11 protein-coding genes are annotated in these 13,078 nt (G+C 70.2%); 8 read left to right on the top strand and 3 right to left on the bottom strand.

Going from position 1 to position 13,078, the window contains the following annotated elements; translation table 11 throughout:
- Nucleotides 1-14 precede the first annotated feature (14 nt).
- The gene (locus BJ998_RS45300; protein ID WP_184870395.1) at nt 15-797 is read left to right on the top strand and encodes an AraC family transcriptional regulator; all 783 of its coding nucleotides are present in this window, start codon (nt 15-17) and stop codon (nt 795-797) included.
- A gap of 21 nt (nt 798-818) precedes the next feature.
- Here the strand turns inward: BJ998_RS45300 and BJ998_RS45295 are convergent, their stop codons facing one another.
- On the bottom strand, nt 819-1,598 hold the full coding sequence (locus BJ998_RS45295) for a FadR/GntR family transcriptional regulator (RefSeq protein ID WP_184870394.1): 780 nt from the start codon (nt 1,596-1,598) through the stop codon (nt 819-821).
- A gap of 309 nt (nt 1,599-1,907) precedes the next feature.
- Here BJ998_RS45295 and BJ998_RS45290 point away from each other — a divergent pair, with 309 nt between their 5' ends.
- From BJ998_RS45290 to BJ998_RS45265, 6 genes are all read left to right on the top strand, one after another.
- Nucleotides 1,908-3,275, top strand: a complete 1,368-nt coding sequence (locus BJ998_RS45290) for an ABC transporter substrate-binding protein (RefSeq protein WP_184870393.1) — start codon at nt 1,908-1,910, stop codon at nt 3,273-3,275.
- The gene (locus BJ998_RS45285; RefSeq protein ID WP_184870392.1) at nt 3,272-4,162 is read left to right on the top strand and encodes a carbohydrate ABC transporter permease; all 891 of its coding nucleotides are present in this window, start codon (nt 3,272-3,274) and stop codon (nt 4,160-4,162) included. Before BJ998_RS45290 ends, BJ998_RS45285 begins: the two co-directional genes overlap by 4 nt.
- The gene (locus BJ998_RS45280; protein ID WP_184870391.1) at nt 4,152-5,090 is read left to right on the top strand and encodes a carbohydrate ABC transporter permease; all 939 of its coding nucleotides are present in this window, start codon (nt 4,152-4,154) and stop codon (nt 5,088-5,090) included. Before BJ998_RS45285 ends, BJ998_RS45280 begins: the two co-directional genes overlap by 11 nt.
- 4 nt (nt 5,091-5,094) lie before the next feature.
- Nucleotides 5,095-7,014, top strand: a complete 1,920-nt coding sequence (locus tag BJ998_RS45275) for a DUF8034 domain-containing protein (RefSeq protein ID WP_184870390.1) — start codon at nt 5,095-5,097, stop codon at nt 7,012-7,014.
- 192 nt (nt 7,015-7,206) lie between these two features.
- On the top strand, nt 7,207-8,556 hold the full coding sequence (locus tag BJ998_RS45270; RefSeq protein ID WP_184870389.1) for a poly(ethylene terephthalate) hydrolase family protein: 1,350 nt from the start codon (nt 7,207-7,209) through the stop codon (nt 8,554-8,556).
- Nucleotides 8,557-8,581: 25 nt separating this feature from the next.
- Nucleotides 8,582-9,922, top strand: a complete 1,341-nt coding sequence (locus tag BJ998_RS45265; protein WP_184870388.1) for an extracellular catalytic domain type 1 short-chain-length polyhydroxyalkanoate depolymerase — start codon at nt 8,582-8,584, stop codon at nt 9,920-9,922.
- A 132-nt stretch (nt 9,923-10,054) separates the two neighbouring features.
- On the opposite strand, the gene BJ998_RS45260 is transcribed toward BJ998_RS45265, so the two are convergent.
- Nucleotides 10,055-10,447, bottom strand: coding sequence for a cupin domain-containing protein (locus BJ998_RS45260; RefSeq protein WP_184870387.1), 393 nt, complete (start codon nt 10,445-10,447; stop codon nt 10,055-10,057).
- 51 nt (nt 10,448-10,498) lie between these two features.
- Here BJ998_RS45260 and BJ998_RS45255 point away from each other — a divergent pair, with 51 nt between their 5' ends.
- The gene (locus BJ998_RS45255) at nt 10,499-11,470 is read left to right on the top strand and encodes a GlxA family transcriptional regulator (protein ID WP_184870386.1); all 972 of its coding nucleotides are present in this window, start codon (nt 10,499-10,501) and stop codon (nt 11,468-11,470) included.
- Nucleotides 11,471-11,559: 89 nt separating this feature from the next.
- On the opposite strand, the gene BJ998_RS45250 is transcribed toward BJ998_RS45255, so the two are convergent.
- A complete protein-coding gene (locus BJ998_RS45250) occupies nt 11,560-13,059 on the bottom strand; it encodes an arabinofuranosidase catalytic domain-containing protein (RefSeq protein ID WP_184870385.1) in 1,500 nt (499 codons plus the stop codon).
- Nucleotides 13,060-13,078 lie beyond the last annotated feature (19 nt).

The raw sequence follows: 13,078 nt of genomic DNA, 5'->3' as shown, positions 1-13,078 counted from the left end.
GGTAGGTTTTCGCCATGGCCCCGTCCGTGGAGCTGGCGCTCGACCAACCGCCGCAGGTGGTGAACGCGGGCGTGGGAGTGCACGGGGCCATCGCGGCGCACGAGGTGTTCCGGCTTCCCCAGCTGTGGCAGCTGCACGTGTACGCCTACTCGGGCACGCTCGCGTTCGGCGGCTTCCGGCACCCCATTCGCCCCGGACACGTCAGCCTCGTCCCACCGGACACGGAGGTGCACTTCGACTACGACGCGCCGCGGTGTGAGCACCTGTACGTCCACTTTCGACTGCCCGGCAACGGGGAGCGGCGCCGTCTTCCCGTGATGCAGAGCGCCGGCGCCGACGTGGCGGTGCTGCGCGGGTTGCTACGCCACACGATCGCCGCGAACACCCAGTCGCCGGCCCGGGCCTCGGCCGAGCTGTGGACCGCACTGTGGCGCACCACCGGGTTGCCTGGCGCCGAACGCAGCCCTGGCCACCCCGCCCTGCGCGCGGCGTTGGCCCACATCGAGGAGAATCTGGCCGCGCCGTTGAGCGTTCCGGCGATCGCCGCTGCCGCGGGCGTCTCGCACAGCCACCTCACCCGGCTGTTCCGTGACGGCACCGGGCGCACCGTCGTCGGCCACATCAGACACTGCCGGATGGAGCGGGCTCGCCATCTCCTCGTCGCCTCGACGTTGGCGATCCCGGCGATCGCCGCCACCGTCGGCATCCCGGACCTGCAGGCGTTCAACAAGACCTGCCGCAAGGAACTTGGCGCCTCCCCGCGCGCCGTGCGCGAGGCCGGCACGCCGGTCCGGTGACCGACCACCGGCGGCTGCGTCCTAACCGAACACGCGGCGTTGGATCTCGCGGCGGTAGTCCTGAAGGGTGTTGTCGATGTGCAGCGCGGCGGCCTGGGCGGCGGCCTCCGGCTCGCCGTCCCTGATCGCCCGGTAGATGGCGGCGTGCTCCTCGACGGCGCCTTCGGCGTGCCCGCCGATGGTTCCGTTCAGTCCGATCACGCTGGACTGGCGCTGCAGCCGGCGCGCCTCCCGCACCGCGATGACCAGCAGCGGGTTGTGTGACGCGGTGGCGATCCCGACGTGGAACTCGTCGTCGCCCTGCTCGAAGACCGTCACCTGCCCGCTGAGGTGGCCGTGGCGGCAGGTCTCGACCGCGGCTTCGATGGCCCGCAGCTCGGCGGGGGTGGCCCGGGTGGCGGCCAGGCGGCTGGCCTCCATCTCCTGGATGCGGCGGAACTCGAAGAGCATGTAGACGTGGTCGAGGTCGGTCGGCATGAAGAAGCCGCCCCAGCGGGCGGTGCCGAGCATTCCCTCGTCGTCGGCGACGTAGAGGCCGCGGCCCTTCTGCGCCCGCACCCGGCCGATCGCGGACAGGATCTTGACGGCCTCCCGGACCACGGTGCGGCTCGTGCCCAGCCGGGCGGCCAGCTCGTTCTCGGTCGGCATCCGGTCACCGGGCCGCAGCCGGAGGTCGGCGATCAACTGCAGGATCTGCTCGGCGACGAGTTCGTAGCCGGGACGGTAGGCGGTGGCCGCGTCGCCGGACCCGGCCTTCGCCGGCTCGACCGACTCTCCTGACAGTGCGGACGAGCCGTCCACCGCGTACCTCCGTGGTCGTGGGCAACAGGACACAGTATGGCCGCTCTTGACCGCCGAGTTGAGCGTACTCCACCCCAGGCCCGTCCCAGATGTGTACGACTTATTTTCCGCGCTGACCGCTGTGCTGATCATCGCATATGGGGCAGCGCGGGCAAAACATCCCAGGGAGTGTTGCGCCGGTGGCGGGATAGGTGGGCTCTTGGCCTTGACTAGCGCCGCGATGGGGAGCCTAATTTTGGACGTCTTCAGCACTGCTCACCCGCCGCCTCGCCCACCCGGTCGGGCGCCACACCGTCGTGGAGCAAGCCAATGATGCGTAGGATCCGCGCCGTCCGCGCGGGAAGATCCCCCTCCCGGCGGACGGTCACCGCGCTGGCCATCGGCGCCGCCCTCACGCTGGCCGCCACCGCCTGCGGCGGCGCGGGCGACTCGACCGCGAGTGGCGCCAAGGACGGCTTCACGCAGGCCCCGCAGTCCGCCGGTCCGCTGACCGTGTGGGTGGACTCGACCCGGCTGGCCGCCGCCCAGCTGTACCAGAAGCAGAACCCCGCGGTGAAGATGGACATCGTCACCTACGACGGGGACGCGAACGGGTCGAACTACCTGCAGACCAAGGTCAGCCTGTTCAACCGCACCGGCAACGGCTGGCCCGACGTGGTGTTCAGCTCGCAGAACAACGAGGCGACGTGGGCGGTCACGGCCCGGTTCGCCGCCCCGCTGAACAAGGGCCTGCTGCCGCCGTCCCTGCTGGCCGGCTGGGCGCTCAACGCGAACCAGCCGTGCATGGTGGACGGCACGATCTACTGCCTGCGCAACGACCTGGCGCAGACGGTGCTGTGGTACAACGCGGCGCTGATGACCCAGTGGGGCTACCAGGTGCCCACCACCTGGGAGCAGTACAAGGCCCTCGGCGAGAAGGTCGCCAGGGAACACCCGGGCTACCTGGTCGGCGTGGCCGGGGACACCTTCGCCCCGGAGATCTACCTCTGGGCCGGCAAGTGCGGCGCCAACCACATCACCGGGCCGAAGGCGGTCACCGTCAACACCACGAGCGCCGCGTGCACCCGGATGGCGTCGCTGCTGGACGACCTGATCGCGGCCAAGAGCATGTCGACCAGCAGCGTGTTCTCCTCGGACTTCGACAAGAACGAGGCCGACAAGATCCTGATGATGCCCGGCCCCTCCTGGTACGGCGGCTCGCTGTTCCAGGGCACGTTCAAGGCGCCGAAGGGACAGGTCGCGGTCGCGCCGATGCCGCACTGGTCCGACGACGCCACGCCGGCCGTCGGCAACGTCGGCGGCGGCACGTGGCTGCTGTCGGCGCACTCGACCCATCTCAAGGCCGCCACCGACTTCCTGACCTGGGTGACCACCTCGGACGACTACCAGGGCAAGGTGGCCGTCGGCTACCCGGCGTACGCGCCGGCGGCCAAGACCTGGCTGGCCAACCAGGCGGCCTCCGGCTACTACGCCAACGACATCACCGCGCCGCTGCAGTCCGCCGCGGGGCAGGTGTGGCCGGACTGGGGCTACGGGCAGTTCAGCCAGGAGGCGATCTGGGCCGCCACCGTCACTCCCGGGCTGACCGCCGGCAAGACCATCGTCTCCCTGCTGCCCGCGTGGCAGAAAGCGATCGCGAACTACGCCCGGTCCGACGGCTACGAGGTCACCCAGTGACGACCGCCGCCGGCGCGACTCGTCGGCGCCGGTCGGGCCGGGCCGGACACGCCTTCGTCGCCGGCTACCTGGTCCTGCTCGTCGCGTTCGGCATCGTGCCGACCGTCTACGCGATCTACTTCGCCTTCACCGACGCCGGCGGCGCCTTCGCGGGACTGTCCAACTTCGGCGTCGCCGCGGCCGACTTCCGCTTCCTGCCGGCGATCGGACACGTCGCGCTGTACCTGGTGTTCTGGCTGGCCGGCCTGGTCGTGTTCGTGGTCGGGCTCGCGCTCCTGCTGCACCGACCGGGCATGCGCGGCGTCGGCCGGACGCTGCGCTTCCTCTACTACCTGCCCGGTGCGTTGGCCGGCGCCGCCAGTGTGATGGTGTGGCTGTTCGTGCTCGACCCGGTCGTCAGCCCCGTCGGCTTCCTGCTGCGGGCCGCCGGTTTCGAGACCTTCGGCCAGGTCATCGCGCCGGGCAACCTGCCGGTGCTGTTCGCCATGATCGCGTTCTGGACCGGCGCGGGCGGCTGGATCGTGGTGATGCACGGGGCGCTGAACACCATCTCCCCGGACATCCTGGAGGCGGCCCGGATCGACGGCGCCGGCGCCTGGCAGACCGCGCGGCGCATCCAGATTCCGTTGCTGCGCAAGTGGATCGTGTACATGGTGATCCTCGCGTTCGCCGGCGGCACGCAGCTGTTCGTCGAGCCGCAGCTGCTGTCGCAGGCCAGCGTGGGGGTGGCCGGCCGGGACTACTCACCCAACCAGCTGTCCTACGACTTCGCCTTCCAGAACGACAACGTGAACACCGCCGCGGCGATCTCCGTCGAGCTGCTGGTGGTCGGGCTCGTGGTCGCCGCCGTCTTCGTCGTGCGCTCGGGGTTCTTCGATGCCGACTGACACCGCCCCCGTCGGGACGGACACGCGGCCGGCCACGGTCGCGACCTCCCGATCGGCCCGTCGCGCCCGGCGCCCGATCCCCAACCCGCTGGCCGGCGCCGTCCTGGTGCTGTTCGCGGTCTTCTTCGTGCTGCCGGTGATCTGGCTGATGCTGGCGGCCACCAAGACCGACGACCAGCTCGTGCACGACAGCCCGCTGTCGTTCGGATCCTGGGAGGCGCTGCGCGCCAACTGGGACGCGCTGACCGGATACCAGGGCGGCGCGATCCTGCTGTGGCTGCGCAACTCCGCCGTCTACTCCTTCGTGGCGCTGGTGATCACGCTGTGCGTGGCGATCCCGGCCGGCTACGCCCTGGCCGTGACCGAGTTCCGCGGCCGGCGCACCCTGCTGGTCGCGACCCTCGTGGTCATGCTGATGCCGAACGCGACCCTGGTCGTGCCGCTGTTCCTCGAAGTCAACGCGGTCCACCTGATCGGCTCGATGTGGTCGGTCATCCTGCCGTACTCGTTCTATCCGTTCGGCGTGTACCTGGCCTACATCTACTTCAGCACGGCGCTGCCACGGGAACTGCTGGACGCGGCGAAACTCGACGGCTGCTCGGAGTTCGCGGCCTTCCGGCACGTCGCCCTGCCGCTGGCCGCGCCGGTCGTGGCGCTGGTGGGCTTCTTCAGCTTCGTCGCGAACTGGACGAACTACTTCCTGCCCTACGTGTTGCTGCCCGGCAGTGACCAGTTCCCGGTCCAGGTGGGCCTGGGGACGCTGCTGGACAACGTCCCCCAGTTCAACCCGACGGCCGGCGCGCTCGCGGTGCAGCGACCCGAGGTGGCGCTGGCCACCCTGGTCGCGATCACCCCGGTGTTGCTGGTGTTCCTGTTCTCCCAGCGCTTCCTGGTTGCCGGCCTGCTCGCCGGCGCGACGAAGGACTGACCCCATGCATCCCGTGATCACGGCTTCTGTGCCGCTGCTCGAGCCGCCGGGCTGGGCGATCGCCCAGCGCGCGTTGTTCGACCTGCTCGACCAGGCGTGGCGGCAGTTCGCCCGCGACTACACCGGCCCGGACGGTCGCCTCAACTACCGCGGCCGGCTCACCTCCCGCGACGGGGTGGACGACTTCTACGAGGTGTTCTTCAACTGGCCCCAGCTCTATCTGCTCGGCGGCGCGGACGACCTGCTGGCCGAATCCGAGCGCCACTGGCGGGGAGTCACCCGGCAGCTGACCGAACTCGGCATGCTCCAGGACGAGTACGAACGCGGATACGACTGGTTCCACCAGGGCGAGAGCCTGCTGCTGTTCTACTTCCTGTGCATGGCCGCGCCCGACCGCTGGCGCGAGCGCGCGCTGCGCTTCGCCGATCTGTACGTCGACCCGAAGCACGGCAACTACGACCCGGAACACCGCATCATCACCCGTGCGCACAACGGTTCCGACTCGGCGCGCACCGGCCTGTTCGACGGCGCGTCGTATCCGTGGCTGCCGCAGGAAGCCGAGATGTACGGCTTTCCGCTCGACTGGCTGCTGCCGCCGGACGTCGACGAACCGCCGCGCGATCGGGACCCGCGGCTCGGCCGGCAGATGAGCGAGCGGTTGGGCGTCGGCGACACCGCGGTCAACCTGGCCGCCACCGGCCTCGTGCTCAACGCCCTCATCCTGTCCGGGGAAGGAAAGTACCGGGACTGGATAGCGGAGTACGTCGACGCCTGGCGCGAACGCGCGGCGGCGAACGGCGGGACCATCCCCGACAACGTCGCGCCGGACGGCACGGTCGGCGGGCTGGTGGGCGGCCGCTGGTACGGCGGCCACTACGGGTGGTCGTGGCCGCATGGCTGGTACAGCGTGGGACACGCCGCCATGATCGGCGCCATCGCCGCCGTCGAGGCCACCGGTGACGAGAGCCACCTCGATCTCGTGCGCCCGGCGCTGGACGAGATCATCGCCAACGGCAAGACCATCGCGTACACCGAGTCCGACTCCAGCCTCTGTTCCAAGTGGACGGTTCAGCTGGCCGAGGACGTGAGCACTCCCACCCTGCATGTGCCCTTCCGCCACGACGACAGGGGTTGGTTCGACTACAACCCGATGCTGATGGCCGTTCCCACGGCGTTGTGGCACCACAGCGCGGCCGACGTCGACCTGTGGCGCCTGCTGCGGCTGCGCGCCGCCAGCGCGCACGACTGGTGCACGGTGCGTTCGTTCCGCAGCAAGGAGGAGGCCGGGCACGAGGAACCGTGGGTCGCCTACCTCGGCGGTGACAACCCCGACTATCCCGAACGGATCCTCGCCGCCGCGCAGGCGCAGGTGCGCCATCGGCTGGCGCGGATGGCGCGCTACCAGGACCGGGATGTGCCGGAGGCGGACATTCACCTGTGGCAGCAGTCGAATCCGGTCGTCACCGAGGCGCTGGTGCAGCTGACGTGGGGGGCGCCGCAGGTGATCTACAACGGCGGCCTGCAGCAGGCGCGCGTGCGGTACTACGACGCCGATGCCCGTCGCCCCGGACTGCCGCCCGCGGTCGCGGCACTGGTCTCCAGCATCGACCCGGAGGCGACCGTCGTCGAGCTGGTCAATCTCGACCCGCAGCGGCGGCGCACGGTGATCGTGCAAGCCGGCGCGTTCGCGGAGCACACCATCCACACGGTGCGGCACACGGTGTGCCGGGACGGGTCGTGGATCGGCGATCTGTACGACTACGGACACCGGGAACCCGAGATCACCGAGGAGTCGCTGCGGGTCGACGGTCCCTGGCTCGCCGTCGAGCTGCCGGCGTCCACGCGGGTTCGTCTCACGCTCGTGCTGACCTTGCGCGCCAACCACGCCAGCTATCGAACGCCTTTCGACGAGCAGGCGCCCTGACCGGCCGTCACGGCAGGGTCCGATGAATGTTTCACGCCCGAACGCCACGGATGCCGTCCGTTCTGGACCGGGGTGAAACCGATGGGATACAACGCTGTGCATGTGTCGGACCGCGGAACGGACGATGTGCCCGACACATTCCGCGTCCTACTGATCAGCGGACGGTTTCCCTTCGCGACGAGGAGGCTGGGCATGCGACGATGCCGCACATCGGCACGGGACCCGGGACTGTTCTCCGGGTGGACGAGAGCGGCCGGGCTCGCGCTGGCGGTGCTGGCGGCGGTGGCCACGCTGGTCGGCACGACGCAGCCGGCGACCGGGGCGACCGCCGCCCCGCTCCCGCATGCCGCCGCCGACAATCCGTACCAGCGAGGCCCGGATCCGACCATCGCCATGATCGAGTCCACCCGTGGCCCGTTCGCGACCGCCTCGGTGAGCGTGCCGCCCGGCAACGGCTTCAACGGCGGGATGATCTACTACCCGACCGACACGAGCCAGGGAACCTGGGGCGCGCTCGCGATCGTGCCCGGCTACACCGCCCTGTTCGCCAACGAGGAAGCCTGGATGGGGCCCTGGCTCTCGTCCTTCGGCTTCGTGGTGATCGGCGTGGAGACCAACAGCCGAACCGACTTCGACACCGCACGGGGCACGCAGCTGCTGGCTGCGCTGGACTACCTGACGACCAAGAGCCCCGTGCACGACCGTGTCGACCCGAACCGGTTGTCGGTGCTCGGCCACTCCATGGGCGGCGGCGGGGTCGTGTACGCGACCGAGCACCGCCCCTCGCTCAAGGCCGCGGTCGCGCTCGCGCCGTTCTCCCCGTCGCAGAACATGTCGACCGACACCGTGCCGACCATGGTGATCGGCGGGCAGAACGACACGGTGGTCACGCCGTCCTACGTCGACGGTCTGTACGCCACCCTGCCGGCCACCACCCCGAGCGACTTCGCGCAGATCGCCGGGGCCGACCACGTCTACTACACGCACCCGAACAACGTCGAGATGAAGCTCCTGATCCCGTGGCTCAAGACCTTCGTCGACAACGACACCCGCTACACCCAGTTCCTGTGCCCGACGCTGCCCGACCCGAGCACCGTCTCCGCCTACCGGCCCAAGTGCCCGTACGTGCCGGGCGGAGGGACGACGCCGCCTCCGACCGGCAACACGGGACCCCTGCACGCCGTCGGCGCGGGCAAGTGCCTCAACGCCGGGGCCTCGGGCAGCCAGGCGCAGATCCAGGACTGCACCGGCGGGGCGAGCCAGGTCTGGACCCACACCGACGCCAACCAGCTCAGCGTGACCAACGGCTCGCAGCTGTGCCTGGACGCCTCCGGGCAGGGCACGAGCCCGGGAACCAAGGTGATCACCTGGGCCTGCAACGGCCAACCCAACCAGCAGTGGACCGTCAACTCCGACGGGACCGTCAAGGGGGTCCAGTCCGGACTGTGCCTGGACGTCAGCGGCGCCTCCACAGCCAGCGGCGCACTCGTCCAGCTCTGGACCTGCAACGGCCAACCCAACCAGCAGTGGCGACTCGGCTGAGCTTGCCCCGAAGGAGCGACCTCGCATGAGACTAGGAAGGGCCCTCACGGCGCTGGTGGCGATGGCCGCCTGCGCCGCGATGTCCGTGGCCGCGCAGCTCGCCGTCGCCCCGGCGGCGTCGGCGGCGACGCTGACGCAGGTCACCAACTTCGGGAACAACCCGAGCAACCTGCAGATGTACGAGTACGTGCCCAACAACGTCCAGGCCCACCCGCCGATCCTGCTCGCGTTGCACGGCTGTCAGGGGTCCGGACCGTACCTCTACTCGAGCACCCAGTTCGCCTCCCTGGCTGACCAGTACGGCTTCATCGTCATCTACCCGTCGGTGACCCGCAGCTACGACTGCTGGGACGTGTCCTCGCCGAGCTCACTGACCCACAACGGGAACAACGACCCGGTGGGCCTGGTGTCCATGGTCCGGTACGTCGAGCAGCACAACGGCGCCGACGCCAACCGGGTGTACGTGACCGGCGAGTCCTCCGGCGCGATGATGACCAACGTCATGCTGGGCGACTACCCGGACGTGTTCAAGGCCGGCGCCGCGTTCATGGGCGTGCCGTTCGGCTGCTTCGCCACGACCGACGGCTCACAGTGGAACTCCCAGTGCGCGCAGGGGCGGATTTCCAAGACCCCGCAGCAGTGGGGCGACCTCGTGCGCGGGGCGTACCCGGGCTACACCGGGCCGCGGCCTCGGATGCAGCTGTGGCACGGCACCGCGGACACCACGCTCTACTACGCGAACTTCGGCGAAGAGATCAAGCAGTGGACCAACGTCTTCGGCCTGAGCCAGACGCCGACCTCCACCGACACCCCGCAGTCCGGGTGGACGCGGACCCGCTACGCCGACAGCGGCGGAAACGTCGACGTGGAGGCGTACAGCATCGCCGGCGTCGGGCATGCCCTGCCGCAGAACGGGATGGCTGCCCTGGCGATCCACTTCTTCGGCCTGGACGGCGGCGGTGGCGGCGGCCAACCGACCAGTGGGGGACTGCACGCGGTCGGCGCGGGCAAGTGCCTGGACTCGTCGACCACGGCGGGCACCCAGGTGCAGATCCAGGACTGCACCGGCGGGGCGAGCCAGGCGTGGACGCACACCGCCGCCAACCAGCTCACCGTCACCTCCGGCGGCTCGACGATGTGTTTGGACGCGTACGGCAAGGGAACATCGCCGGGTACCAAGGCCGTGGTCTGGCCGTGCAACGGCGGCGCCAACCAGCAGTGGCTGATCAACGCCAACGGCACCGTCACCGGCGTCCAGTCCGGGCTGTGCCTGGACGTGACCGGCGCCTCCACGGCCAGCGGAGCGCTCGTCCAGCTGTGGACGTGCAGCGGTGGTTCCAACCAGCAGTGGGCGCTCAAACCCTGACCATCAGTCCCTGTCCGCTGAACCAGCCCAACTCCACCTGCTGACAAGGAGCGCAGGAGCAGGAACAGTTCCCCCCGTCCTCGTCGACGGGGGGAACTGCCTGCTGGCGAGGTTGTCGCCGGTGGTCGGGGCTCAGGCGAGCGCGTGTCCCGTTGTGGTGACGATGTGGTCGGGCAGCCGCTCGTGCTGGTCCCCGGTGTTGGGAGTGCCGGTGGGCTCGAACATGAGGATGGACGCCCCGCCGGCGGACGAGGGCTTGTGCTCCACGCCGCGGGCGACGACGAACACGGAGCCGCGCGGGAGGGTGACCGCGCGCTCGCCGTCCTCGTCGCGCAGCTCGAGGCGCAACTCGCCGTCGAGGACGAGGAAGAACTCGTCGGTGTCGTCGTGGCGGTGCCACGCGAACTCGCCGGCCACCTTGGCGATGCGGACGTCGTAGTCGTTGACGCGGGCGGCGATCCGCGGCGCCCACAGGTCGTCGAAACCGGCCAGCGCGGCGTGCAGGTCGATGGGTTGGTTGGTCACGATCGCATCCTGCGCCACTCCACGCGCCCCGTGGAGTGCTAGGAATTGCACATGTCGCGTGGATCCTCTCATCGGGTGGCTGTGATCGTCGACGAGGGCTCGAACCCGTTCGAGTTGGGCGTCGCGGCGGAGTTGTTCGGGCTGCGACGGCCGGAGCTGGGCCGTCGGTGGTACGACTTCACGGTGTGCGCCGACGGGCGGGCGGCGCGGATGCACGCCGGATTCTTCACGCTGACCGACGTGGCCACGCTGGAGGCGGCGGAGGCGGCCGACACCGTGATCGTGCCGAACCGGCCGGAACCGGAGGCCGGGTGCTCGCCGGCCGTGGTGCGCGCCGTCCAGCGGGCGGCGGAGCGGGGCGCCCGGCTGGTCAGCTTCTGCACCGGGGCGTTCACCCTGGCCGCGGCCGGGGTGCTCGACGGGCGCCGGGCCACCACGCACTGGCACTGGGCCGAGCGGTTCGCCGCCCGCTACCCGAAGGTGCTGCTCGAGCCGGACGTGCTGTACGTCGACGACGGCGACGTGCTGACCGCCGCGGGCAGCGCCGCAGCGCTGGACCTCGGCCTGCACCTGATCCGCCGCGACCACGGCGCCGAGATCGCCAACGCGGTCAGCCGGCGTCTGGTCTTCGCCGCCCACCGCGACGGCGGGCAGCGCCAGTTCGTCGAACGGCCCGTCGCGGCCGTGGCCGACGACTCGCTGGCCCCGGTGCTGGCCTGGGCCCAGGAGCACCTGGACCGGCCGTTGACGGTCGCCGACCTGGCCGCCCGCGCGGCGGTGAGCCCGGCCACCCTGCACCGCCGCTTCCAGACGGAGCTGGGCACCACGCCGCTGGCGTGGCTGGCCACCGAACGCGTCTCGGTGGCCTGCCGGCTGCTCGAACGCGGCGAGCAGAGCCTCGACCGCGTCGCCGCCGCCAGCGGCCTGGGAAGACCGTCCAACCTGCGAACCTGGATGCGCCGGCGGACCGGGTTGACGCCTACCGCCTACCGCCTCCGTTTCGGCCCGGCCGCTTCCCCCTGAGCCGAGGAACCGGGCACGGCACGCGAAGCGCGCCGTGCCCGGTCTGGTCGCCCGGAGACCCGCCATTCACCCGGGCGACCGGTCAGTGGTCAGCCGAGGGACCATTTCTGGCTGGCCTGACCGGAACAGCTGGACAGTTGGACGAGGGCGCCGTTGTTGGTGCCGGAGTTGGTGACGTCCAGGCAGAGCCCGGACTGGACTCCCTTGATGGTGCCGTCGGAGTTGACGGTCCACTGCTGGTTGGTCTGGCCGTTGCAGTTCCAGATGATCACCTTGGTGCCGGGGGTGGTTCCCTGCGCGTTGGCGTCGAGGCAGCGCATGGTGTCGCCGCTGTAGACGGTCAGCTCACCGGAGGCGTTCCGGGTCCAGGACTGGTTGTTCCCGCCGTTGCAGTCCCAGATCTGGAGCTGGGTGCCCGGCGTCGTGGTGTTGTTGTTGACGTCCAGGCACCGGCTCGAGGCGGTGTTGCGCACCGCGCCGGTCGTCCCGTTACCGCTGCCGGCGGAGTAGCCGGCCGCGACGATGTCGGCCTGCACGGCGCTTTCGGTGGCGTCGGACGGGAAACCGGAGATCACCGCGCCCTCGAAGAACTCGCCGGCGCCGCTGTTGCTGTTGTCGCCGCCGGTGCCCAACAGGATCGACGCCTCGGTCTTCATCGGCGAGTAGCCGTTGGGCAGCGGACCCGAGTACGGCGTGGTGAGGCCGCCGCTGGTGGCGTTGCCGTACTTGAGGGTGAAGTTGCTGGTGCCGTTGTTCTTCTCCCACGCGCTGACGAACGGGAAGTGCACGCCGGGGTTGTTCGGGTCCTTGTTGGAGCCGGTGCCGGTGTGGTACATGCCGTTCTCCAGGTCGGCCTCGACCCACGGGCCGGTGCCGACGCAGTTGCCGAACCAGCACGCGGTGCCCCACTCGATGGCGTTCATGGTGGCGTTGCCGGTGTCGGTGTGCGAGGTCTCGCCGCTGCCGTAGTCGAAGCAGCACCACTGGTTCACGTAGTTCGACGAGGTGACCATGTAGACGCCCTCGGGGTGGGACCCGGTCGGCGCGTTCTTGGCCACGTCGATCCGGTACCCGGTGCCCGGCGTGTTCCTGATGCCGTAGGCCGGGTGGCCGCCGACGGTCACCGGCAGGGCCATCGCGTTGGCCCCGACGTCGGAGCCGTTGGGGCCCGGCCCCTTCCAGAAGCCGCCCCACGAGATCGGCAGGTCGTTGTGGTTGACGCTCTGGTCGTAGATCTTGGTGATGGTGCAGGAGGTGTTGGCGCAGAAGGTGACCTGCGGCGCCGAGTCGGCGACGCCACCGGCCGCGAGGAGGCCGATGTCGAGGTACTTCTTGTCGGAGTTGCGCTGGATCTGGTACAGCGGCCCGTTGTACGCCGCGTACAGCGCCCGGGTGGTGCTGTGGGCCGCGATGCACGGTGTTCCGCCCGCGGCGTAGATGTCGCACGCCAGGCTGGTGGCGGCGCGGGCCGGCGCGGATGTCGTGTTGGCCGCGACGAGTGCGCTGAGCACGAGCACGGCGGCCAGCCCGGCCCGCAGGAGCACGCGGAGCGCGGGCCGCAACCGGCCCGCCGGTGAACTGTTTCTCATGTGTTCTCCCAGTCCTGCC

This window comes from Kutzneria kofuensis, assembly GCF_014203355.1.
Lineage (GTDB): Bacteria > Actinomycetota > Actinomycetes > Mycobacteriales > Pseudonocardiaceae > Kutzneria > Kutzneria kofuensis.
This window is presented reverse-complemented; position numbering and strand designations above follow the sequence as displayed.

Coding starts and splice junctions, on each gene's coding strand:
- BJ998_RS45300 (WP_184870395.1), top strand. CDS start 15: ATGGCCCCGTCCGTGGAGCTGGCGCTCGACCAACCGCCGCAGGTGGTG.
- BJ998_RS45290 (WP_184870393.1), top strand. CDS start 1,908: ATGATGCGTAGGATCCGCGCCGTCCGCGCGGGAAGATCCCCCTCCCGG.
- BJ998_RS45280 (WP_184870391.1), top strand. CDS start 4,152: ATGCCGACTGACACCGCCCCCGTCGGGACGGACACGCGGCCGGCCACG.
- BJ998_RS45275 (WP_184870390.1), top strand. CDS start 5,095: ATGCATCCCGTGATCACGGCTTCTGTGCCGCTGCTCGAGCCGCCGGGC.
- BJ998_RS45270 (WP_184870389.1), top strand. CDS start 7,207: ATGCGACGATGCCGCACATCGGCACGGGACCCGGGACTGTTCTCCGGG.
- BJ998_RS45265 (WP_184870388.1), top strand. CDS start 8,582: ATGAGACTAGGAAGGGCCCTCACGGCGCTGGTGGCGATGGCCGCCTGC.
- BJ998_RS45255 (WP_184870386.1), top strand. CDS start 10,499: ATGTCGCGTGGATCCTCTCATCGGGTGGCTGTGATCGTCGACGAGGGC.
- BJ998_RS45250 (WP_184870385.1), bottom strand. CDS start 13,059: ATGAGAAACAGTTCACCGGCGGGCCGGTTGCGGCCCGCGCTCCGCGTG.